This is a genomic window from Methylobacterium nonmethylotrophicum (assembly GCF_004745635.1).
GTDB lineage: Bacteria > Pseudomonadota > Alphaproteobacteria > Rhizobiales > Beijerinckiaceae > Methylobacterium > Methylobacterium nonmethylotrophicum.
This window is the reverse complement of record NZ_SRLB01000023.1, coordinates 78,166-99,519: the sequence shown is the minus strand read 5'-3', so window position 1 is coordinate 99,519 and position 21,354 is coordinate 78,166. Positions and strand designations below refer to the sequence as shown.

Sequence of the window (21,354 nt, the reverse complement as noted above, 5' to 3'; positions counted from 1 at the left end):
GAGCCCATGCCGCCCTTGCCGCCGCCGCCGCCCACGCCGCCATAGGCACCCGAGCCGCCGCCGCCGCCGCCGCCGCCCGCACCGCCATAATAGCCGCTGCCGCCGCCGCCGCCCTTGCCGCCCTTGCCGCCGTAGGACCCGGTGCCGCCCCAGCCGCCGCCCCCGCCGCCGCCGCCGTAATAGCCGCTGCCGCCCTTGCCGCCGCCGCCGCCCTTGCCGCCCTTCCAGGCGTCGCCGCCGCCGCCGCCCTGGCCGCCATAGCCGCCGTAGTAGCCCCCGCCGCCCTTTCCGCCATACCCGGCGACACCCTGCGCGAAGGCCTGGGGCGCGGCCGCCATCAGGGCGACGGCCGACACGATCACGGACAGCGTCTTCTTCATGACAACCTCCTGCAGCGGCACGCGCGGTGCCGGCGTGAGCGATGGATCGGGATGGTGGTTGGGGCCGCTTTCTGAGCGCGCCGACCCCTTGCGCGGATACGCCGTGACGAGCGTCGTCTTGCGTCGGAGCCGCTCCGTAACCGGCACCCCCGGGATCATGGGGCGCACGAATGGCTCGCCGTGTCCGTTGGGTCTAGTGTGGTCCTCGCGACTGGACACTTTCGGAACATTAACAAGTTCTTAATCGTGACACAATCCCGATACATGCCAGTCCGGTGCTATTTTTTGCTTCAATTGATCGAAATTGATGATCTGGTAAATACTAGTGCTAAGTTGCTGTATATGCGCCTGTAAAACTGCGAATGTCCCGCCCGCGGCAAGTCTCTGCGAAGCTGCCGTCACGACCACGGTCTGCGTCAGCGACGAGGTGATGCGACCGGATTGGCGGAACGCTGCGGCGCTGCCGCGCGAGAGGCCGAGCGGCCCGGTCAGGACTGCGACCGGGCCGCAGGAGGATTGCGGAACCTCAGTAGACGTTGCCGCCCTGGCCGCCGGCGCCGCCGACGCCGCCGTGGCTGCCGTTGCCGCCGGCCCCGCCCTTGCCGCCCTTGCTGCCGTAGCCCGCGGCCGAGCCGCCGCCGCCGCCCTGGCCGCCCTGGCCGCCATAGGAGCCCATGCCGCCCTTGCCGCCGCCGCCGCCCACGCCGCCATAGGCACCCGAGCCGCCGCCGCCGCCGCCGCCGCCGGCGCCGCCGTAGTAGCCGCTGCCGCCGGCCCCGCCGCTGCCGCCCCTGCCGCCATAGGACCCGGTGCCGCCCCAGCCGCCGCCGCCGCCGCCACCGCCGTAATAGCCACTGCCGCCCTTGCCGCCGTTGCCGCCGCGCCCGCCCTTCCAGGCGTCGCCGCCGCCGCCGCCGGCCCCGCCGTAGCCGCCGTAGTAGCCTCCACCGCCCATCCCGCCGTTCCCGGCGATCCCGCCGGCGAAGGCCTGGGGCGCGGCCGCCATCAGGGCGACGGCCGACACGATCACGAACAGAGTCTTCTTCATGACAACCTCCTGCAGCGGCACGCGCAGTGCCGGCGTGATGGATGGATCGGGATGGTGGTTGGGGCCGCTTTCTGAGCGCGCCGACCCCGTGCGCGGATACGCCGTGACGAGCGTTGTCGTTCCTCGGAGCCGCACCGGAACTGGTACGCATCCTCTGTCTAGAGGATATCTGCGGGCGGCTTGTCGTGTTCGTTGGGACTAATCTGTTCCTGAGGCACTGAACGAAGTCTGAATGTTAACCATTCTCTTGGTTCAGCCGCATCGCCGGTCCGCGCCCGGGCCGGGTAACTGGGAGCCTCCAGAGAGGCGGGCGGGTGCCCCGCCGTCGTCGTGTCGATGTGAAGGTTTCGCCGCGATCACTGTTTGCTCCGGCGATGAGGTGACAGTACCGGATTGGTAAATCGCCGCCGTGCCGCCGCGCACATGGGCGTATCGGCCGATCGGGTCCGCCAATACTCGGTTTGGGAGATCTCGCGAGGCGCGCGGAACGGCTCTGGGCGGGCAGGCCAGCAGAACGACCCGCCGCCCGGCGGATCCGGGGGCGGGTTCTCGTCGCGCGACGATGGACGGGGGAAGCCCCCGCCGTCAGGGCAGGAAGCTGACCGAGAGGCGCGTGCGCAGCACGAGCGCGTCGTTGCCGCGGCCGGCGACGAGGAGGCGGCCGGGACCGGGCGCCGCGGGCGTGAAGGTCCGGTCGGACAGGCCGTAGTACAGGGCCTCGGCGCCGGCGCTGACGCGCTCGCTCAGCCGCGCCTCGAGGCCGCCGCCGACCACGAAGCCGAGCTCGGTGTCGCGGGAGCGGAACGCCAGGGCCGCGCCGCCTGCACCGCCCGCCCCGCCCGGTCCGGCGAGGATGGCGCCGCCATTGCCGCCGGGCCCGCCGTCGCCGGCGAAGACCGCCCGCACGCCCTCGTTGCGGGCGATGGCGAGGCCCGCCGTCCCGTAGAGAAGGGTGGAGCCGACGCTCCAGCCGAGGCGGCCGCGGACCGTCCCGAGGGTGCGATAGCGGTCGGAATCCGCGAAGGAGACGTCGCCCTCGGCGCCGTAGACCAGGGCCGCCCGCTGCCAGTTGTAGCCGAGATGGACGCCGCCGAGGATCGCGGGGCTCACCGCCACGCCCCCGAAGGCGAGGGCACCACCGCCGCCACCGCCGCCGTCGATCCCGCGCGTGCCGGCGCCGCCGGGCTCGCCGCCCGACAGCGCGGTGCTGCCGAAGCTGCCGTTCGAGAGCGCGTGCAGCGCCCCGAGATGGCCGCCGAGATAGGCGCCGGCCCAGGAGGCCGGTGCGGCATCCGCCCAGGCGGCCCCGGGATGCACCGTCAGGCGGCCGCGCACGGTGAGGAAGTCCCGCGGGGCGCCGAGGAGGCGGGGCCCGTCGAAGCTGTAGTACAGGGCCTCGACGCCGGTGCTCACGCCGGGCGTCAGCCGGACCTCGACGCCGCCGCCGCCGACCACGCCGACCCCGTCGGTGCCGCCGCGCGCGAGGGTGAAGGTGCCGAACCCGTTGCCGCCGACGCCGCCTGCGCCGCCCGGGCCGGCATTGCCGCCCGCCCCGCCATTGCCGCCCACGAAGGTGCCGAGGACCAGGCTCGGCACCGAGCGGACCGCGAGGCCGCCGGTGCCGTAGACGAGGACCCGGCCGCTGGCGAAGCCGAGGCGGGCGCGCACGCTGCCCAGCACGTCGTCGAGGGGGCCGAGGCTCGCCACGTCGGCCTCGACGCCCGCCACGGCGGCGCCCCACTGCCCGTTATAGCCGGCATGCAGGCCCTGGAAGACGGTGCGCCCTTCGACCTGTCCGACGACGATGCCGGTGCGCCCGCCCCGGCCGCTGAACACGGTCGGTATCACGCCGCCGCCATCCCCGCTGACGATGCCGCGCGCGCCGCGGCCGGTGACCGCGCCGCCGACATGGCTGCCGACGTAGAAGCCGGACCAGTCCGGAGCGGCGAAGACCGGCACCGGGGCCACTAGCGCCGGCAGATCGGCCGCGCGCGGCGCTCCCACGGCCAGCAGGCTCGCGCCGACCGTGCTGAGAAGGAGGTTGCGAATCATCGTCGGGTCTGCCGCGGGCGCGCTTCTGCTGTCGAGAACTGGCGGAAGACTAGCTTGGCCGGTCCGGCCGGACAGTTAAAAAGCCGCGCCGGCGCGGTTTTTGGGCACTGGCGCGGCTTTTCGGCCACGATCGTACGGGGGCGTTCAGATCTCGGCCCGCAGGGGCCGGCTGAGCAGGCCGGCGATCGCCTCGTCGAGATGCAGGGTCCCGGCGACCAGGCCGGCCACCGCCTCCGCCACCGGCATCTCGACCCCGCGCCTACGGGCGAGCGCCACCAGCCCTTGCGCGGTGAGCGCGCCCTCGGCGAGCTTGCCGCCGGCCGCCTCCGCGGGGCGCGCCCCGCGGCCGAGGCGCTCGCCGAAGGCGAAGTTGCGCGACTGCGCCGAGGCGGCGGTGAGCACGAGGTCGCCGAGGCCGGAGAGGCCCATCAGGGTCTCGGGACGGGCGTCCCAGGCCCGGGCGAAGCGCATCAGTTCGGCGAAGCTGCGGGCGACGAGGGCCGCCCGGGCGCTCTCGCCGAGGCCCCGGCCGATCGCTGCCCCGCACGCGATGGCGAGCACGTTCTTGGCCGCCCCGCCGATCTCGACCCCGCGGGGGTCGTCGCCGTGATAGACCCGGAAGGTCGGCCCCGACAGCGCCGCGGCGAGCTGCGCTGCGAGGGCGCCGTCGCGGCTCGCCAGCGTCACGGCGGTCGGCAGCCCGCGGGCGACGTCCGCCGCGAAGCTCGGGCCAGACAGCACCGCCAGGGGCGATCCCGGCGCGGCCGTGGCGGCGACGTCGGTCAGGAAGGCGTCGGTGCCGCGCTCGATGCCCTTGGCGCAGAGGATCAGGGCCGCGTCCGGCCGCAGCCGGGCGTGCAGGGCCGTCAGCACGCTCCGGAGGGTCTGGGCCGGCGTCACCACCAGCACCGCCTCGGCCACGACCAGGTCCCCGGCCATGGCCGTCGGGCGCACGCCCGGATGCAGCGGCACCCCGGGCAGGTGGCGGGCATTCTCGCGGGTGCGGGCCATGGCGGCGGCGGCCTCGGCGTCGCGCATCCACAGCACCACCGGCCGCGGTGCCGCCGCGGCGGCCGCGTTGGCGAGCGCCGTGCCCCAGGCCCCGCCGCCCAGGACGGCGACCGCGCCGATGTCGGTCATGGCGTCCTGCCGCGGGCGCGACCGCCGCTCGCCAGAGCGCCGGCCAGCCCGAGGAAGACCAGGATGGCCTCGTCGAGGTGTCGCATGTCCGCCGCGTCCAGGCCGCCGACGCGGGTGCCGATCTTGTGCCGCGGCACGGTGGTGATCTTGTCGACCATCAATCGGCAGGGTGCCCGCAAGCCGTTGCCGTCATTCGGGGGAACTGGAATTCGAAACAAAGGGGCGTCCGTGGGATCGGTCGTGAAGGCGCAGATCGTGACGGACTCGGTCGCCGCGAAGGCGTCGTCCTGCAGAATGACGGCGGGGCGCGCCTTCCCGGCATAATCCTTGCCGCCCGATACAGTCCAGATCTCCCCGCGCTCCATGGCGATGCCGGTCACTCTTCCGCATCGGAGGAGACGGCGCCGATGAAGTCCTGGTCGTCCTGCGCCTGCCTGCTCGCAGCGACGGCTGCCGCCTGCCGCTGCGCCTCGAGCCGGAAAGCCGGGGCGTGGACATCCTGTACCAGGACCTCGATGCGGCGCTGACCGGGCGCGGGACTCGCCCGGCGCGGCGGTCTCGACGGCTTCGGCTGCACCATGACGCTCCTTCCAGGCTCCCTGCGCACGCGTCCAGGGCATCGTCCGACAGGATGGCGACCGGCCCGTCGCGCGGCGGAGCCGGGGGTCCGAGGATGGTGCGAGTGAGCGCTACCTTAAGCGGCAAGCGCGCGGCCCGCCACCGTCCAGGACATCGGCCGCCTCCAGCCGGTAGAGCCGGTGCGGCCGCAAGGGGTGGCCCTCGGGCAGGCCGGGATGGTCGAACCCGCCGATCTCGGTCATGCCGAGCCGCTCCATCACCCGCCGCGAGGGCGCGTTCACGTCCGCCGTATAGGCCACGACCTCGGTGAGCGCGCAGCGGGAGAAGACGTCGTCGAGCGCCAGGCGGGCGCCGCGCACGGCGAAGCCCCGGCCCCAGGCGTGGCGGGCGAGGCGCCAGCCGATCTCGACGAAGCCGGTCTCCCGCCCGAGGAGCGGCCCGAAGGGCAGCGGCCGGGCCGGGCGCCAGCAGCCGACGAAACCCGAGAAGCCCTCCGGCGTCTCGAGCGCCCAGGGGCCGAACCCGTCCTCCTCGAAGCGCCGGTCGAGGGCCCGGGCCTCGGCCTGGCTCTCCCGCGCGGTCTTGGGCGCGGGGAAGAACCGCATCACCTCCGGGTCGGCGCAGAGGGCCGCGAAGGGCGCGTCATCCGCGAGGCGCCAGCGCCGCAGGCCGAATCCGTCCCCCGGCAGGCGCGCGGGCGGCGCCGGCACCGGGCGCTTGCGCCGCCACAGCAGGGAGCGGTGGTTCAGCACCGCGAGGTCCTGCCGTCCCGCCAGCACCGCCTCGCCGAGGCTCAGGGCCAGGGCGAGCCGCTCGGGCGGCATGTTGACCCAGGCGGGCGGGGCCACGCTCTCGCGCCAGGGCCCGCCGCAGGCATTGTCGAGCAGGATGCGGGCGAAGCAGTGGTTGCGCGAGACCGGCCAGTCCGGATGCGCGGCCGCGGCGGCGGGCAGGCGCTCGTCGATCAGGTCGCGCCAGCGGCGCCGCTGCGCCTCGACGTCATCGGGTGCCATGGCGGGGTGTCACGTCATCCGGCGGCGGGCGCCTGCGCGAAGGGCCAGCGCGGCCGGGCCGGGGCGGTGATGTCGTCGGTGAGGCCGAGCCGCAGGCGCTCGATGCCGGCCCAGGCGATCATCGCGCCGTTGTCGCCGCAGAGCGGCAGGGGCGGGGCGACCAGCGGCAGGCCGGCCTCGCCGGCCTGCTGGGTCAGCGCCCGCCGCAGGGCGCCGTTCGCCGCGACGCCGCCGGCCACCACCAGGGCGGTCGGGTGGCCGGCGACGTCGCCGAAGTCGCGGAGCGCCACCCGCACCCGGTCGACCACAACGTCGACGACGGCGGCCTGGAAGCCGGCGCAGAGGTCGGCGACGTCCTGGTTGGTGAGCGGCGCGATGCGCTCTGCCTCGATCCTGAGCGCCGTCTTGAGGCCCGAGAGGGAGAAGTTGGGCTCGCGCCGGCCGAGCATCGGCCGCGGCAGGGCGAACCGCTCCGGGTTGCCGCTCTCCGCCGCGCGCTCGACCTCCGGCCCGCCCGGATAGGCGAGGCCGAGGAGCTTCGCCACCTTGTCGAAGGCCTCGCCGATGGCGTCGTCGATGGTGCCGCCGAGGCGGACATACTCGCCGACGCCCTTCACGGCGACGAGCTGGGTGTGGCCGCCGGAGGCGAGCAGCAGCAGGTACGGGAAGGCGAGCCCGTCGGTGAGCCGGGCCGTCAGGGCGTGGGCCTCGAGGTGGTTGACGGCCAGCAGCGGCTTTCGCGCCACCAGCGCCAGGGTCTTGCCGGTGACGAGCCCGACCAGCACCCCGCCGATCAGCCCCGGCCCCGCCGCCACCGCGATCCCGTCGAGGGCGGACAGCGCGAGCCCCGCATTGGCGAGCGCCCGGGCGATCAGCCGGTCGAGCACCTCGACATGGGCGCGGGCGGCGATCTCCGGCACCACGCCGCCATAGGCGGCGTGCTCGGCGATCTGGCTCAGCACCTCGTTGGAGCGGATCTCGCCGCGCCCGTCCTCCCCCAGGGCCACGATGGCGGCCGCGGTCTCGTCGCAGGTGGTCTCGATCCCGAGGACGTTCATGGCAGGACGGTCTTCATGGCAGGACGGTCATGGCGTGAGGCGAGGTCGCGCGAGGGGGCTGGCACGCCGCGCGGCGGCCAGTATGGTGCGTCCAGATAACCCGCCGGCGCGGGGCCGGCCAAGGGGGAGGATGAATGGGGGGAGAGCGCGCGACGCGGGCCACGGACGACCGGACCGCCCTGCGGGTCTGGGTCGCGCGGCCCCTGCCGGCCGGCGCGCGCACGGCCGAGCGCGTCGCGGCGCTGGGCCACCGGCCGCTTCTCGCCCCCGTCCTCGATCTGGCCGCCAGCGGCGCGCCGCCCCCCGCCGGCCCCTTCGACGCCCTGGTGCTGACGAGCGCCAGCGCGGTGCCGGCGGTCGCGGTCTCCCCGCTCGCCGGACTGCCGGCCTATTGCGTCGGGGCGCGGACCGCCGCCGCCGCGCGGGCGGCGGGGCTCGGGCCGGTGCAGGAGGCCGAGGGCGACGCCCGGGCGCTCGCCGAGCTGATCGGCGGCGCCCTGCCGCGGGGGGCGCGCCTCCTCCACGCCGCCGGGCGCGAGCGCAAGGACGAGCCGGGCGACACGCTCGCCGCCCGCGGCTACCGGCTGACGGTCTGGGTCGCCTACGCGGCGCGGCCCCTCCCGGCCCTGCCCGGACCGGTGGCGGAGGCGCTCGCCGGGGGCGGCCTCGACGCGGCCCTGCACTATTCCCGGCGCAGCGCCGCGACGGCGCTCGGCCTCGCCCGCGCGGCGGGGCGGGAGGAGGCCTTTCGGCGGGTGGCGCATCATTGCCTGTCGGCGGACGTGGCCGCGCCCCTGGTCGCGGCCGGCATCCTGTCCCATGTCGTCGCGGTCCGGCCGGACGAGGACGCCCTCCTGGCCGGCCTCGACCCCATCCGAACGGACAGTGACGCAGAGGCGTCGCCGGGCCTTCGCCCCGGCCTGGAGCGATGCTAAGGGACGATGAAGCAGTGCGCGGCCCGGGCGGGATCCTGCCCCGCGGTCGCGCTCCCGCCGAGCCGATGGGCCCGCTTTCCGGCGGGCTCCCGGCCCGGCCCACAGGTGAGGATCTCCGGCCGTGACCCCATCCGACAAGGACCAGAAGGATTCGCGCAACCGCCCCGGCGGCCGCAGCGGCAACCCGGCGGATGGGCCGATCATCGACCTCAAGGCCACCCGCGTCTCCGAGGCGCCCAAGGCCGAGCCTGGCAAGTCCGAACCTGGCAGGACAGAGCCTTTCAAGACCGAGCCGGCAAAGCCCGGGACGCCGCCCGCGGCGGCCGCGAAGCCCGGTGAGCCGCCGAAGGCCCCGGAGGTCAGGCCCGGGGAGACCAGGCCGGCCGAGGCGCCAAAGCCCGCCGTGACCGGCGCGACGCCTGGCGCCGCGACCGCACCGAAGCCGCCCGGCAGCGTACCGGCCGGCGCCGCGACGCCCGCGGGTGCCGCGGCGGCGACCACGCCGCCGAAGCCGGCCGAGGCGGCCAAGCCAGGTGACACCAAGCCAGTTGACACCAAGCCCGGTGCCCCGACCGCCGCGGCCACCTCGACCCCAGGCGCTGCCGCGACGCCGGCTGCGCCGGCGGGAGCTGCGAAGCCCGCGACGACCGGACCGGTCGCCGCGGGACCCGGCAGCGGCCCGCTCAAGCTCGGGGATGCCAAGCCCGGCGAGATCAAGCCCGGCGAGATCAAGCCAGCGGACGGCAAGCCCGGCGCGCCGGTGACCGGCGGGATCGGCACCAAGCCGCCGGAGCCAATCAAGCCGCTCGACGGAAAGCCGCTCGACACCAAATCCTCGACCGCCGGCACCGGCGCGACGGCGGGCGCCGCCTCGGCCGGCTCGGGTCCGAATCCGGCGGGATCGGCCGCGACGGGCGCCGCCGCTCCCAAGCTCTCCACGGTGCCGAAGACCGGTCCGCAGGCCGGTCCTGCCGCCGGTGGTGCGGTGAAGGACGCCCCGAAGGCCGACCCGACCCGGACGGCGAGCGCCGCCCCGGCGGTCGCGGCTGCGCCGCAGGGCCGCTCCGGCGCCGGCTTCGGCTCGCTGCTGGCCGCCTCGCTCCTCGGCGGCGTGGTGGGCGCCGGCCTCCTCTACGGCGTGACCACCTACGGCCCGGCCTACGGCATCAACCTGCCCAAGCCCCCGGCGCCCCAGGCCGACGCGCCCGGCGCCGTGCCGCTCGAGCAGCGCCTGGCCGACCTCGCGCCGCGCGACAGCGTCCAGGCCCTCGACCGCCGCATCGCCTCGATCGAGACGACGGTGCGCCCGCTGCCCGACGCGGTGCGCTCCGCCGACGCCGCCGCCAAGGCGGCCGGCCAGCGCGCCGACGAGGCCCTGCGCAAGGCCGAGGCGGCACCCGCCGCGGCCACCCCGGCCTCCGGGCAGCCGGCCCCCGCCGCCGCCTCGACCCCGAGCGCCGGCATCGACCCGGCCCGCCTCCAGGGCATCGAGAAGCAGCTCGCCGACCTCCAGGGCCGGTCGGGCGGTGATCCGGGCCTGCGCCAGCGGGTCGACAGCCTCGCCCAGGCCGTGACGGCCCTGCAGGGCCGCGGCGACAGCGCCGACCTGCGCGGCCGCCTCGACGGGCTCGACAAGGGGCTGAAGGCCCTCCAGGCCGATCTCGGCGCCCGCGCGGCGGCCGACGAGCAGGCCGACAAGGCGCTCGGCCAGCGCCTCGACGAGCTGCGCCAGGCTCTCGACGGACGCGCCAAGGCGGCAGACCAGCGCTTCGACGGGCTTCAGCAGGCGCTCGACGCCCGCACCAAGACCGTCGACCAGCGCCTGGCCGACCTCGCCAAGGCCGTCGAGGGACGGGCCGAGGCCGGCACCGTGCAGGCAGCGCTCCGGGTGGTGGCCTCCGACCGGATCGCCAGCGCGCTCGCCTCCGGCGCGCCCTATGCCGACGCCCTCGCGACCCTCAAGCAGCTCGATCCCGGCCAGGCCGGGGCGCTGGCGCCGCTCGAGGCCTTCGCCCAGGGCGGCGCCCCGACAGCCGCCGCGCTCGCCCAGAGCTTCCAGCCCGTCGCCGCGAAGCTGAACGCCGCGGCCCAGGCCGCGCGGCAGCGGGCGATCGCCGAGCGCGGCAGCCTCACCGATCGCCTGACCAGCATGGCGGGATCGATCGTCCAGGTGCGCAAGGTCGGGGCCGACGGCGCGGCCCCGGCGGCGCCCGCCGCCGACCCGACCGAGGCCGGCGTGGCGAAGATCCAGGACGCGCTCGCCCGCGGCGCGGTGGCCGAGGCAGCCCAGGCCTTCGACGCCCTGCCGGAGGCGGCCCGCCAGGAGGCGGCGGAGTTCGGCCGGCGGCTGAAGGCCCGGGCCGCGGCCGGCGAGTCCGCCCGGGCGCGCCTGGCCGCCTCCTTCGCGGCCCTCCAGGGTCCGGCGACCCGCTGATGCCCGCGCCCGCCCCGGCGGTCGCGCGGCCCGTTTCCGGTGCGGCCGCCCGCGAGGCGGCCGCCGTGATCTCTCGGGGCTCGATCGACGCCCCCCCGCGCGCCCGGAGCGGCCGCGCGGAATTCTGGAGTTGATGGACCGATGTGGCGCGCACTCGCCTTCGTGGCTCTCCTCGCCCTCGCCGCCTACGGGGCGGTCTGGCTCGCCGACCGGCCCGGCGTGGTCACCGTGTCCTGGGGCGGCTACGAGGTCGCGACCAGCCTCGCGGCGGCGCTCGTCGGCGTCATGGTGCTGGCGGTGGTGCTCGGCTTCGTCTGGGCCTTCGCCCGCGGCATCCTGAACCTGCCCGAGCGGCTGACGCTGTCGAGCCGGCGCCGGCGCCAGGCGCGGGGCTACAACGCGCTCTCCCGCGGCATGGTGGCGGTGGGCTCCGGCGACCCGATCGCCGCCCGCCGGCATGCCGGCGAGGCCGAGCGCCTGCTCGGGCCTGAGCCGCTCGCCCTGCTACTGACCGCGCAAGCCGCACAGATCTCCGGCGACCGCGCCGGGGCCGAGCGCGCCTTCCGGCGCATGGTCGACGATCCCGAGACCCGGGTCCTCGGCCTGCGCGGCCTGTTCGTCGAGGCGAGGCGCCAGGACGACGAGGCCTCCGCCCGGGCCTATGCCCTCGAGGCGTCGCGCCTCGCCCCGAGCGTCACCTGGGCCAACGAGGCGGTGATGGAGGGCCAGTGCGCCGACCGCGACTGGTCGGGCGCCCTCGACACCGTGTCCCGCCGCGCCGCCCTCGGCCTGTCCGACAAGGCCGCGATGCGCCGCCAGCGGGCGGTGCTCCTCACCGCGAGCGCCCTCGACCTCGAGGCGGGCGACCCCGAGCGCGCCCTGGCGCAAGCCCGCGAGGCGGTGAAGCTCGCCCCCGACCTCGTGCCGGCGGCGGCCCTGGCCGGGCGCCTGTTCGCCCGTCGCGGCGACCTCAAGCGCGGCGCCCGCGTGGTGGAGGCGGCCTGGCGCGCCAAGCCGCATCCGGACCTCGCCCGGGTCTATCTCGACCTGCGCACCGGCGATTCGAGCCGCGACCGGCTGGCCCGCGCCGAGACCCTGGCCCGGCTCTCGTCCTGGCACCCGGAGGCGCGCTTCGCCATCGCCCGCGCGGCGATCGACGCCCGCGAGTTCGGCCGCGCCCGCGACGTGCTGGCGCCGCTCCTGGCCGAATCCCCGACGGCGCACGCCTACGCGCTGATGGCCGAGATCGAGGAGGCCGAGCACGGCGCGAATTCCGGCAAGGTCCGCGAGTGGCAGGCCCGCGCGGCCCGCGCGCCCCGCGATCCCGCCTGGTGCGCCGACGGCCTCGTCACCGACCGCTGGGCCCCGATCTCGCCGGTGAGCGGCCGCCTCGACGCCTTCGTGTGGCAGACCCCGCCGGACCTGCTCGGCCGCGCCCACGACGCCGAGCCCGCCCCGGCCGCGGGCTCGCTCGCGGCGCCCGAGCCGGCGCCGGTCGGAAAGCCCGGCAATGGCCTCGACACCGCGAGCGCGCTGCCCGTCGGCACCGCCACGCCGGCGGTCACGCCGATGACCGTCAAGGCGGCTCCGGCGAAGATCCCCGAAGGGGTCGGGCCGGGCCGCTGAAGCGGCGGGGCGGTGTCAGGGACGAGGCGGATCCACGCCGCTTCGTCCTCCGACCGCCAGCGGCGATCCCGCCGCCGCTCTAATCGACCCCGTCATCGGGGATGTTCAGCGTCGTGCCGCATGCCTTGCAGTGCACCGCATCCGGCTCGTGCCGCTGCAAGCCACAGGTCGGGCAAGGGAAGCGCACCTTGTAGGGCCGGAACACGACCTGAGCGAGACGGAAGAACAGCGTCACGCCACAGATCATCACGAACACCGAGATCAGCCGCCCGGAGGTCCCCGGCAGCGTGATGTCCCCGTAGCCGGTCGTCGTCAGTGACGTGACCGTGAAGTACAGCGCATCGACCGGGGTACCGATCGCCGGGTTGCTGCCGGCTTGCGTGACGTAGACCACGCCCGTCATCACGAAGACGAATACGACCAGGTTGGTGGCCGCCAGAATCGCCTCCTCGTTGCGCAGGAAGACGCCGCTGTCCTGGCGCAGGCGGTCGAGGAGCTGGTAGGTGCGCAGGAGGCGGAGCGTGCGCAGGATGCGCAGGAAGCCGACCCCCTGCATGAACATCGGCGCCAGGAACGAGACGATGGCCACCACGTCCGTCCAGGTGCTCAGGCGCAGGAACTCGCGGGCGGGCGCCCGGCTGATCACGAGGCGCCCGAGAAAGTCCGCCAGCACCCCAAGACCCAGCATCACGTCGCAGACGATGATCCAGGGCGCGAGCGGCAGGAACGAGGTCACGATCACGAAGGCGATCGTCGCGATGTCGAAGGCGAGCAGGGCGTAGCGGAAGCGGTGCGCCTGGTCGGTGTCGCCCTCGTAGAGGGCCTGCAGTCGGGCTTTGAGGGAGATCATGGGTCCGGTCGGGCGGGGAGGCGTTCCATAGCGCATCGGGGCGGACGGCGCCCCATTGCGCGGTGCGCTCATCGATGAGATACGGGCGCCAAGGTGTGCGATCCCATGCTGGGGTTTGCAGGATCTCTACCGCTGGTCGGGCCGCCAGTGGCGGAGACCTCTGCCCATGCCTTGCCCGATCAGACATCGCCGTTCCAGGCTGCCGGCAGCATGGCGCCGCGCCCCGGCCGATCGTCGCGCCTCTGACGCGGTGCCGGGTGTCCTGGTTGCCGGCCTGTTCTGCCTCACGCGGCCGGGCGTCTCGCCGGTCTGGCTGACGGCATCGCCATCGCGTCTCCTGCGGCGCGGGCGTCGTCCTCCCTCGCATGAGCCTTCCCGTCATGACGATCCCCGGTTCTCCGAGGAGAGGTGGATGCTGCTGCCTCGTCGGTCGTGAGAGGGCGACGTGAAATGACGACGACCAAAGTCCATGCGCCGCTCCGTCGCCCGTTCTCGGCCCTGCGCAGACTGCTGCATAACGAGGCCGGCGGCGGCTTGGTGCTGATGGCGAGCGCCGCACTGGCGCTCGTCGTGGCCAATTCGCCCTATGCGGAGGCCTATTTCACGACCCTGGAGACCTATCTCGGCCCCTTGACCCTGCTGCACTGGATCAACGATGCCCTGATGGCCGTGTTCTTCCTGCTGGTCGGGCTGGAGATCAAACGCGAGACGCTGGACGGGCGGCTGCGCACCTGGCCGGACCGCATCCTGCCCGGTATCGCCGCCCTCGGCGGCATGCTGATGCCGGCCCTCGTCTACGTGGCGGTCAACCGGCACTCACCGGAAACCCTGCGCGGCTGGGCCATTCCTGCCGCAACCGACATCGCCTTTGCGCTCGGGGTGCTGGCGCTCCTCGGCTCGCGCGTGCCGGTCTCGCTCAAGGTGTTCCTGACCGCCCTGGCGATCATCGACGACCTCGGGGCCGTGGTCATCATCGCGGCGTTCTACACCGCCGACCTGTCGCTGCCGATGCTCGGCGGCGCGACCCTGACCCTCGCGGCTCTCTACGGGCTGAACAGGGCCGGGGTGGCCCGCCTGTGGCCCTACCTGCTGCTCGGCGTGGTGCTCTGGGTGTTCATGCTGCAATCCGGCGTGCACGCGACGATCGCGGGCGTGCTGCTCGCGCTGGCGATCCCCCTTCGCCTCAGCCTCGGCACGCCGGATGACCCGACCTCGCCGCTGCATATCCTCGAGCACGCGATCCATCCCTGGTCGTCGTTCCTGATCCTGCCGATCTTCGGGTTCGCCAATGCCGGCGTGTCCCTGGCCGGGTTCGAGCCGGCCATGCTGCTCGACCCTGTCACGCTCGGGGTGGCGCTGGGCCTGTTCGTCGGCAAGCAGCTCGGCGTGTTCGGGTTCGTGCTGGGCGTGGCGAAGCTCGGGTGGGCAGCGCGGCCGGCCCACGCGACCTGGCCGCAGGTCTACGGGGTGGCGCTGCTCTGCGGGATCGGATTCACCATGAGCCTGTTCATCGGCCTGCTCGCGTTCGCCGCGAGCCCCGCGCTGGAGGCGAAGACCAAGATCGGCGTCCTCGCCGGGTCGGTGCTCTGCATGGCGGCCGGCGCCCTGGTCCTGCGGCTGGCGCCGCCTGCGCCCTCGGTGGCGGTCCCGCGACGATCCTGATCTCCGGGTCCGTGCTCAAGCGACCGAACGGACGGCCTCGGTCCGAGCTACGGACGCCGCGATACGGACGCTCCCGGCGCAAGCACCGGGCAGCTCGCATCGATGCCTCGCCGTCCTTCAAGAGGCCAAGCTGATCGGGCTGGATGGGTGCACCGGACTCCCGTGTCCTCGAGACGTGCCGAGTGATAGGTCCTCGGGGCGAAAGGCTCTCGGGGCGGCAGCTCCGCGATGACCGCGATCATCGTGCCACGCGCGGCGCCCCGCCGGTCCGGGGAGCCCGTTCTGCCAGCCCGGCGACCGGTGAGGCGCCACGGGAGACCGCCCGCTCGACGATCCGCCACGACCCTGCCGTCGTCGGAACCGGGACGGCAGCTCCCGACACGACAGCGCCGGCCCCTCGCGGGGCCGGCGCGCCTCACCGCAACGAACCGGCGACGATCAGAGCGGCCGCTTCAGCGTGCGGGCGACGAGGCCCAGGATGCCCTCGCGGAACACCAGCACGCAGACCACGAACACCACGCCCTGGATGATCGTCACCCAGGCGCCGAACTGCGCCAGGTAGTTCTCCATCGCGATGATCACGAAGGAGCCGAGGATCGGGCCGAACACCGTGCCCATGCCGCCGACCAGGGTCATCAGCACCACCTCGCCCGACATCGACCAGTGCACGTCGGTCAGCGAGGCGAGCTGGAACACGATGGCCTTGGTGGCGCCGGCGAGGCCCGCGAGCGTGGTCGAGAGCACGAACACCGCGAGCTTGTACTGGTTGGCCCGGTAGCCGAGCGAGATCGCCCGGGGCTCGTTGTCGCGGATCGCCTTCAGCACCTGGCCGAAGGGCGAGTGGATGATGCGGTAGATCAGCAGCAGCCCGGCGAAGAAGATCAGCGCCACGAGGGCGTAGAGCACCCGGTCGTCGGCGAGGCTGATGACCCCGAACAGGTTGCCGCGCGGCACCGCCTGGATGCCGTCCTCGCCGCCGGTGAACTTCGCCTGCAGCGAGAAGAAGAACACCATCTGGGCGAGCGCCAGGGTGATCATCGAGAAGTAGATGCCCTGGCGCCGGATCGCGAGCGCGCCGAAGACGAGGCCGAGCAGGGCCGCCACCAGGGTGCCGGCGATGATCGCCAGTTCCGGGGTCAGGCCCCAGACCTTGGCGGCGTAGGCCGAGACGTAGCTCGCCATGCCGAAATAGGCGGCGTGGCCGAACGACAGCAGGCCGCCGTAACCGAGCAGCAGGTTGAAGGCCAGCGCGAACAGCGCGAAGCACAACACCTTCATCAGGAAGACGGGGTAGAGGATGAAGGGCAGCACCGCGAGCAGGACCGCGATGATGACGAAGACCAGGCGGTGAAAAACCTTGGCGTCCTTGCCCTCGGGCAGGGTGGTGGCGATCGGGGTGGCGTCCTCGGACGCCGCGGCAGCGGAATGGGCCATCTTGGGCGGTCCTTCAGGGCGGGGCGGTCAGGCGGTGCGGCCGAACAGGCCGGCGGGCTTCACCAGCAGCACCAGCACCATGATGACGAAGATCACGGTCGAGGAGGCTTCCGGGTAGAACACCTTGGTCAGGCCCTCGATCAGCCCGAGGGTGAAGCCGGTGACGATCGAGCCGAGGATCGAGCCCATGCCGCCGATCACCACGACCGCGAACACCACGATGATGATGTCGGCGCCCATGTTCGGGTTCACCGAATAGACCGGCGCCGCGAGCACGCCCGCGAAGGCGGCGAGCGCGACGCCGAAGCCGTAGGTGAGGGTGAGCAGCAGGGGCACGTTGACGCCGAAGGCCTGGACCAAGGTCGGGTTCTCGGTGGCGGCCCGCAGGTAGGCGCCGAGCTTCGTCTTCTCGATGACGAGCCAGGTGGCGATGCAGACGACGAGCGAGGCGACCACGACCCAGCCGCGGTAGTTCGGCAGGAACATGAAGGGCAGGCGCTGGCCGCCCGACAGCTCGGAGGGGATCGCGTAGGGCAGGCCCGACACGCCGTACTCGTTGCGGAACAGGCCCTGGATGATCAGCGCCAGGCCGAAGGTCAGGAGCAGGCCGTAGAGATGGTCGAGCTTGTAGAGCCGCGAGATCAGCAGCCGCTCGAGGATCACCCCGAAGATCCCGACCACGATCGGCGCGAGGAGCAGCGCCCACCAGTAGCCGAGGCCGGCGTAGTTCAGCATCATCCAGGCGACGAAGGCGCCCATCATGTACTGGGCGCCGTGGGTGAAGTTGATGATGTTCAACAGCCCGAAGATGATCGCCAGCCCGAGCGACAGGATGGCGTAGAACGAGCCGTTGATGAGGCCGAGCAGGAGCTGGCCGAAGAGCGCCTGCATGGGGACGCCGAAGATCGTGGGCATGGGGTCTGGCGACTCGCGTGGGGGCCGGGCCGGGTTTCAGGGGAGGCCGGCGGCACCGTGGGGCGCCGCCGGGGATGGTGTCAGCTCTTGTTCACCAGCGGGCAGTTGCCCTGGTTGAGCGGGCGGAAGGCGTCCGCGCCGGGAATGGTCGCCAGCGTCTTGTAGAGGTCCCACGGGCCCTTCGACTCGGCCGGCTTCTTGACCTCGAACAGGTACATGTCGTGGATCTTGCGGCCGTCCGGCCGGATCGTGCCCTTGCCGAACAGCGGATCGTCCGTCGGCAGGTCCTTCATCTTCGCCACGACCTTGCCGCCGTCGGAGGCCGACTTCAGTGCCTCGACCGCCTTGAGGTAGTGGATCACGCCCGCATAGACGCCGGCCTGCACGGCGGTCGGCTTCTTGCCGCCGGCCTGCTTGGCGAAGCGGTCGGAGAACGAGCGCGTGGCGTCGTTGAGGTCCCAGTAGAACGGCTCGGTGAGCACCAGCCCCTGCGCCACCTTCGGGGTCAGGGCGTGGATGTCGGAGGAGAAGATCAGCAGGCCGGCGATGGCCTGGCCGCCCTCGGTGATGCCGAACTCCGCCGCCTGCTTGATGGCGTTGATGGTGTCGCCGCCGGCATTGGCGAGCCCGATCACCTTGGCGCCCGAGCCCTGCGCCTGGAGCAGGAACGACGAGAAGTCGGCGGTCGGGAACGGGGTCTTGACCGCGCCGATCACCTTGCCGCCGTTCCTGACCACCACCTCGGTGGTGTCGCGCTGCAGCGCCTGGCCGAAGGCGTAGTCGGCGGTGAGGAAGAACCACGTCGAGCCGCCGCGCTTGACCATCGCGCCGCCGGTTCCGTTGCCGAGGGCCACGGTGTCGTAGGTCCAGTGCACCGTGTTGGGCGAGCATTGCGGCCCGGTGAGGTCGGCGGTGCCGGCGCCCGAGTTGATGAAGGCCTTGTTCTTCTCGCGGGTGACCTGGTTGATGGCGAGCGCCACCGACGAGGTCGGCACGTCGAAGATCGCGTCGACGCCGTCGCGGTCGTACCATTGCCGGGCGATCGAGGCGCCGACATCGGGCTTGTTCTGGTGGTCGGCGGCGACGATCTCGACCTTCAGGCCCTTCTCGGCGGCCTTGAAGTCCTCGACCGCCATGCGGGCGGCGGCGACCGAGCCCTCGCCCGAGATATCGGCGTAGACGCCCGAGCGGTCGTTGAGCACGCCGATCTTCACCGGCGTCTGCGCGAGCGCCTGGGTCGCGGCGGCGGCGCAGAGCGCGCTCGCGAGCAACAGCCGTTTCAGCATTGTATCATCCTCCCGTTTGGCGCCGCCCGCACGCGGCGACGGTCTGGTCAGGTCCGGCGGGCCTTGGCGGTCGAGCGCCGCGCCCGCTTCTTCCGGTGTCGCTCAGGGCCTCGCTCCCGCGGCCTGCGCCGCCTTCTCGGGCTTGGCGACGAGCGGGCAGCCGCCCTGGTCGAGGGGCCGGAACGCCTCCGTCCCGGGGATCGTCGCGAGCACCCGGTAGAGGTCCCACTCGCCCTTCGACTCGGCCGGCTTCTTGACCTCGAACAGGTACATGTCGTGGATCTTGCGGCCGTCCGGCCGGATCGTGCCCTTGCCGAACAGCGGATCGTCGGTCGGGATCTCCTTCATCGTCGCCACGACCCTCGCCCCGTCGGAGGTCATCCGCAGGGCGGCGACGGCCTTCAGGTAGTGGAGCACCCCCGCATAGACACCGGCCTGGGCGGCGGTGGGCTTGCGGCCGCCGAACTGCCGGGCGAAGCGGTCGGAGAAGCTGCGCGTGGCGTCGTTGAGGTCCCAGTAGAACGGCTCGGTGAGCACCAGCCCCTGCGCCACCTTCGGGGTCAGGGCGTGGATGTCGGAGGAGAAGATCAGCAGGCCCGCGAGCGCCTGGCCGCCTTCCGTCACCTTGAGCCGCGCCGCCTCGCGCACCGCGCCGATCGTGTCGCCGCCGGCATTGGCGAGCCCGATCACCTTGGCCCCGGACCCTTGCGCCTGCCGCAGGGAGGGCGCGAAGTCCGAGGCCGGGAACGGGGTCTTGACGGCCCCGACCACCTTGCCGCCCTGGCGCAGGATCAGCGCCGTGGTGTCGCGCTGCACCGCCTCGCCGAAGGCGTAGTCGGCGGTGACGAAGAACCAGGTGTCGCCGCCGCGCTTGACCATGGCGCCGCCGGTGCCGTTGGCCAGCGCCACGGTGTCGAAAGTCCAGTGCACGGTGTTGGGCGAGCATTGCGGGCCGGTGAGGTCCGCGGTGCCGGCGCCGGAATCGACGAACACCTTGTTCCTCTCGCGGGTCACCTGGTGCACCGCGAGCGCCACCGAGGAGGTCGGCACGTCGAAGATCGCGTCGACGCCCTCCCGGTCGTACCAGGTCCGGGCGAGCGCCGCGCCGACGGCGGGCTTGTTCTGATGGTCGCCGGACACGATCTCGACCGCGAGGTCGTGGGCCTTCGGGCGGAAATCCTCCACGGCCATGCGGGCCGCCACCACCGAGCCCTCGCCGGAGATGTCGGCGTAGACGCCCGAGCGGTCGTTCAGCACGCCGATCTTCACCAGCGTCTCGGCCGAGGCGGCCACGCTGGTTGCGAGGCCCGCCAGCAGGGCCGTGAGGAGGACCCGCGCCCGCATCACACGCCGAGATAGGTGTGCAGCTTGTCGATGTTGGCGTCGAGCTCGGAATTCGGGATCATGTCGATCACCCGGCCCTGCTCGACCACGAAGTGCCGGTCGGCCACGGTCTGGGCGAAGCGGAAGTTCTGCTCGACCAGCACGATCGTGTAGCCCTCGGTCTTCAGGCGGGCGAGCGTCCGGCCGATCTGCTGCACGATGACCGGGGCGAGGCCCTCGGTCGGCTCGTCGAGCAGGATCAGCTTGGCGCCGGTGCGCAGGATGCGGCCGATGGCGAGCATCTGCTGCTCGCCGCCCGAGAGCTTGGTGCCCTGGCTGCCCGAGCGCTCCTTGAGGTTCGGGAACAGCGTGTAGATCTGGTCCACCGACAGGCCGCCGGGCTTCACCCGCGGCGGCAGCATCAGGTTCTCGTAGACCGACAGGCTCGAGAAGATCCCGCGCTCCTCCGGCACGTAGCCGAGGCCGAGCTTGGCGATGTTGCGCGAGGCCATCGCGATGGTCTCGGTGCCGTCGTAGCGGATCGACCCTTTTCGCTTGCCCAGGATCCCGATGATCGCCCGCAGGGTCGTGGTCTTGCCGGCGCCGTTGCGGCCGAGCAGCGTCACCACCTCGCCGGGCTTCACGTCGAAGCTGATGCCGTGCAGCACGTGGCTCTCGCCGTACCAGCCTTCGAGGCCCTGCACCGCCAGCAGCGGGGCGGCGCCCGCCGCCGCTGCGACCGGCTTCGTCATCACCGCCTCAGCCATGACCGGCTCCAATGTAGGCCTCGACCACGCGGGGATCCTTCGACACGGTGGCGTAGTCGCCCTCCGCCAGCACCTGGCCGCGCGCCAGCACGGTGATGCGGTCGGAGAGCGAGGCGACGACCGACAGGTTGTGCTCGACCATCAGGATGGTGCGGTTGGCCGAGACGCGGCGGATGAGCGCCGCGGTGCGGTCGACGTCCTCGTGGCCCATGCCGGCCATCGGCTCGTCGAGGAGCAGCATCTCGGGCTCGAGGGCGAGCGTGGTGGCGATCTCGAGCGCCCGCTTGCGGCCGTAGGACAGCTCCACCGCCGGAATGTCGGCGAAGTCCGACAGGCCCACCGCCTCCACGAGGGCGAGCGCCTCCTGGTTGAGGGCGCGCAACACCGTCTCGGAGCGCCAGAAGTCGAAGGAATCGCCGCGCTTGCGCCGCTGCAGGGCGATGCGGACGTTCTCCTTGACGGTCAGGTGCGGGAAGACCGCCGAGATCTGGAACGAGCGCACCAGGCCGAGCCGGGCGACGTCCGCCGGCTTCATGCCGGTGATGTCGCGGCCGTTGTAGCGGATCGAGCCCGCCGACGGCGTCAGGAACTTCGTCAGCAGGTTGAAGCAGGTGGTCTTGCCGGCGCCGTTCGGGCCGATCAGCGCGTGGATGGTGCCGCGCGTCACCTCGAGCGTCACGCCGTTCACGGCGCGAAAACCCTTGAACTCCTTGGTCAGCCCCTCCGTGGACAGGACGATGTCCTGGCCCGCGGCGCTTGCCCGAGCGCTGCCTTCAGCGTGGGTGGTCGGTTGAGCCATGTTGGCGCGTCACCCCTGCGTTTCCTCTATCGCGCTCATGCGCTTATCGCATG

At 73.2% G+C, this 21,354-nt stretch carries 19 protein-coding genes; 4 read left to right on the top strand and 15 right to left on the bottom strand.

Going from position 1 to position 21,354, the window contains the following annotated elements; translation table 11 throughout:
- The 8 genes from EU555_RS37530 to tsaD form a co-directional block, all read right to left on the bottom strand.
- On the bottom strand, positions 1 to 380 hold a 380-nt coding region (locus EU555_RS37530), incomplete at its 3' end, for a PE family protein (RefSeq protein ID WP_135418207.1).
- 526 nt (positions 381 to 906) lie between these two features.
- The gene (locus tag EU555_RS36675; RefSeq protein WP_135418205.1) at positions 907 to 1,428 is read right to left on the bottom strand and encodes a PE family protein; all 522 of its coding nucleotides are present in this window, start codon (positions 1,426 to 1,428) and stop codon (positions 907 to 909) included.
- Positions 1,429 to 2,013: 585 nt separating this feature from the next.
- Positions 2,014 to 3,480: an outer membrane protein gene (locus EU555_RS25840; RefSeq protein ID WP_135418203.1), complete on the bottom strand. Its 1,467-nt coding sequence runs from the start codon at positions 3,478 to 3,480 to the stop codon at positions 2,014 to 2,016.
- A gap of 144 nt (positions 3,481 to 3,624) precedes the next feature.
- Positions 3,625 to 4,620, bottom strand: coding sequence for an NAD(P)H-dependent glycerol-3-phosphate dehydrogenase (locus tag EU555_RS25835; protein WP_135418201.1), 996 nt, complete (start codon positions 4,618 to 4,620; stop codon positions 3,625 to 3,627).
- The gene (locus tag EU555_RS25830) at positions 4,617 to 4,985 is read right to left on the bottom strand and encodes a type II toxin-antitoxin system PemK/MazF family toxin (protein ID WP_135418218.1); all 369 of its coding nucleotides are present in this window, start codon (positions 4,983 to 4,985) and stop codon (positions 4,617 to 4,619) included. The genes EU555_RS25835 and EU555_RS25830 overlap by 4 nt, the downstream gene beginning before the upstream one ends.
- Positions 4,986 to 4,996: 11 nt before the next feature.
- Positions 4,997 to 5,200, bottom strand: coding sequence for an antitoxin MazE-like protein (locus EU555_RS25825; RefSeq protein ID WP_135418199.1), 204 nt, complete (start codon positions 5,198 to 5,200; stop codon positions 4,997 to 4,999).
- Between the two features lie 109 nt (positions 5,201 to 5,309).
- On the bottom strand, positions 5,310 to 6,212 hold the full coding sequence (locus EU555_RS25820; protein WP_135418197.1) for a GNAT family N-acetyltransferase: 903 nt from the start codon (positions 6,210 to 6,212) through the stop codon (positions 5,310 to 5,312).
- Between the two features lie 14 nt (positions 6,213 to 6,226).
- The gene (gene tsaD, locus EU555_RS25815; RefSeq protein ID WP_135418195.1) at positions 6,227 to 7,270 is read right to left on the bottom strand and encodes a tRNA (adenosine(37)-N6)-threonylcarbamoyltransferase complex transferase subunit TsaD; all 1,044 of its coding nucleotides are present in this window, start codon (positions 7,268 to 7,270) and stop codon (positions 6,227 to 6,229) included.
- Positions 7,271 to 7,404: 134 nt separating this feature from the next.
- Here tsaD and EU555_RS25810 point away from each other — a divergent pair, with 134 nt between their 5' ends.
- The 3 genes from EU555_RS25810 (at position 7,405) to EU555_RS25800 (ending at position 12,265) form a co-directional block, all read left to right on the top strand.
- Positions 7,405 to 8,205 (top strand): uroporphyrinogen-III synthase, encoded by an 801-nt coding sequence (locus tag EU555_RS25810; protein WP_135418193.1) that lies wholly within the window; start codon positions 7,405 to 7,407, stop codon positions 8,203 to 8,205.
- Positions 8,206 to 8,326: 121 nt separating this feature from the next.
- Positions 8,327 to 10,639 carry a hypothetical protein gene (locus tag EU555_RS37205; protein WP_245524496.1) on the top strand — a complete coding sequence of 771 codons (2,313 nt, stop codon included), beginning with the start codon at positions 8,327 to 8,329 and terminating at the stop codon, positions 10,637 to 10,639.
- 141 nt (positions 10,640 to 10,780) lie between these two features.
- Positions 10,781 to 12,265 carry a heme biosynthesis protein HemY gene (locus EU555_RS25800; RefSeq protein ID WP_135418191.1) on the top strand — a complete coding sequence of 495 codons (1,485 nt, stop codon included), beginning with the start codon at positions 10,781 to 10,783 and terminating at the stop codon, positions 12,263 to 12,265.
- A 79-nt stretch (positions 12,266 to 12,344) separates the two neighbouring features.
- Here EU555_RS25800 and EU555_RS25795 read toward each other — a convergent pair whose 3' ends face one another.
- A complete protein-coding gene (locus tag EU555_RS25795) occupies positions 12,345 to 13,115 on the bottom strand; it encodes a potassium channel family protein (RefSeq protein ID WP_135418189.1) in 771 nt (256 codons plus the stop codon).
- Positions 13,116 to 13,565: 450 nt separating this feature from the next.
- Here EU555_RS25795 and nhaA point away from each other — a divergent pair, with 450 nt between their 5' ends.
- Positions 13,566 to 14,777, top strand: a complete 1,212-nt coding sequence (nhaA, locus tag EU555_RS25790) for a Na+/H+ antiporter NhaA (RefSeq protein WP_135418188.1) — start codon at positions 13,566 to 13,568, stop codon at positions 14,775 to 14,777.
- Positions 14,778 to 15,215: 438 nt separating this feature from the next.
- Here the strand turns inward: nhaA and EU555_RS25785 are convergent, their stop codons facing one another.
- From EU555_RS25785 to EU555_RS25760, 6 genes are all read right to left on the bottom strand, one after another.
- Complete coding sequence (locus EU555_RS25785; protein ID WP_135418186.1) at positions 15,216 to 16,211, bottom strand: branched-chain amino acid ABC transporter permease; 996 nt, start codon at positions 16,209 to 16,211, stop codon at positions 15,216 to 15,218.
- Between the two features lie 27 nt (positions 16,212 to 16,238).
- Complete coding sequence (locus EU555_RS25780) at positions 16,239 to 17,126, bottom strand: branched-chain amino acid ABC transporter permease (protein ID WP_135418184.1); 888 nt, start codon at positions 17,124 to 17,126, stop codon at positions 16,239 to 16,241.
- 80 nt (positions 17,127 to 17,206) lie between these two features.
- Complete coding sequence (locus tag EU555_RS25775; RefSeq protein WP_135418182.1) at positions 17,207 to 18,412, bottom strand: ABC transporter substrate-binding protein; 1,206 nt, start codon at positions 18,410 to 18,412, stop codon at positions 17,207 to 17,209.
- A 102-nt stretch (positions 18,413 to 18,514) separates the two neighbouring features.
- Positions 18,515 to 19,756, bottom strand: a complete 1,242-nt coding sequence (locus EU555_RS25770; RefSeq protein WP_135418180.1) for an ABC transporter substrate-binding protein — start codon at positions 19,754 to 19,756, stop codon at positions 18,515 to 18,517.
- The gene (locus tag EU555_RS25765) at positions 19,756 to 20,502 is read right to left on the bottom strand and encodes an ABC transporter ATP-binding protein (protein WP_135418178.1); all 747 of its coding nucleotides are present in this window, start codon (positions 20,500 to 20,502) and stop codon (positions 19,756 to 19,758) included. The genes EU555_RS25770 and EU555_RS25765 overlap by 1 nt, the downstream gene beginning before the upstream one ends.
- On the bottom strand, positions 20,495 to 21,301 hold the full coding sequence (locus tag EU555_RS25760; RefSeq protein ID WP_135418176.1) for an ABC transporter ATP-binding protein: 807 nt from the start codon (positions 21,299 to 21,301) through the stop codon (positions 20,495 to 20,497). The genes EU555_RS25765 and EU555_RS25760 overlap by 8 nt, the downstream gene beginning before the upstream one ends.
- Positions 21,302 to 21,354: the final 53 nt, after the last annotated feature.

Coding starts and splice junctions, on each gene's coding strand:
- EU555_RS25830 (WP_135418218.1), bottom strand. CDS start 4,985: ATGGAGCGCGGGGAGATCTGGACTGTATCGGGCGGCAAGGATTATGCC.
- EU555_RS25825 (WP_135418199.1), bottom strand. CDS start 5,200: ATGGTGCAGCCGAAGCCGTCGAGACCGCCGCGCCGGGCGAGTCCCGCG.
- EU555_RS25780 (WP_135418184.1), bottom strand. CDS start 17,126: ATGCCCACGATCTTCGGCGTCCCCATGCAGGCGCTCTTCGGCCAGCTC.
- EU555_RS25810 (WP_135418193.1), top strand. CDS start 7,405: ATGGGGGGAGAGCGCGCGACGCGGGCCACGGACGACCGGACCGCCCTG.
- EU555_RS36675 (WP_135418205.1), bottom strand. CDS start 1,428: ATGAAGAAGACTCTGTTCGTGATCGTGTCGGCCGTCGCCCTGATGGCG.
- EU555_RS25775 (WP_135418182.1), bottom strand. CDS start 18,412: ATGCTGAAACGGCTGTTGCTCGCGAGCGCGCTCTGCGCCGCCGCCGCG.
- EU555_RS25820 (WP_135418197.1), bottom strand. CDS start 6,212: ATGGCACCCGATGACGTCGAGGCGCAGCGGCGCCGCTGGCGCGACCTG.
- EU555_RS25770 (WP_135418180.1), bottom strand. CDS start 19,756: ATGCGGGCGCGGGTCCTCCTCACGGCCCTGCTGGCGGGCCTCGCAACC.
- EU555_RS25765 (WP_135418178.1), bottom strand. CDS start 20,502: ATGGCTGAGGCGGTGATGACGAAGCCGGTCGCAGCGGCGGCGGGCGCC.
- EU555_RS25760 (WP_135418176.1), bottom strand. CDS start 21,301: ATGGCTCAACCGACCACCCACGCTGAAGGCAGCGCTCGGGCAAGCGCC.
- EU555_RS25835 (WP_135418201.1), bottom strand. CDS start 4,620: ATGACCGACATCGGCGCGGTCGCCGTCCTGGGCGGCGGGGCCTGGGGC.
- EU555_RS25800 (WP_135418191.1), top strand. CDS start 10,781: ATGTGGCGCGCACTCGCCTTCGTGGCTCTCCTCGCCCTCGCCGCCTAC.
- EU555_RS25795 (WP_135418189.1), bottom strand. CDS start 13,115: ATGATCTCCCTCAAAGCCCGACTGCAGGCCCTCTACGAGGGCGACACC.
- nhaA (WP_135418188.1), top strand. CDS start 13,566: ATGACGACGACCAAAGTCCATGCGCCGCTCCGTCGCCCGTTCTCGGCC.
- EU555_RS25785 (WP_135418186.1), bottom strand. CDS start 16,211: ATGGCCCATTCCGCTGCCGCGGCGTCCGAGGACGCCACCCCGATCGCC.
- EU555_RS25840 (WP_135418203.1), bottom strand. CDS start 3,480: ATGATTCGCAACCTCCTTCTCAGCACGGTCGGCGCGAGCCTGCTGGCC.
- tsaD (WP_135418195.1), bottom strand. CDS start 7,270: ATGAACGTCCTCGGGATCGAGACCACCTGCGACGAGACCGCGGCCGCC.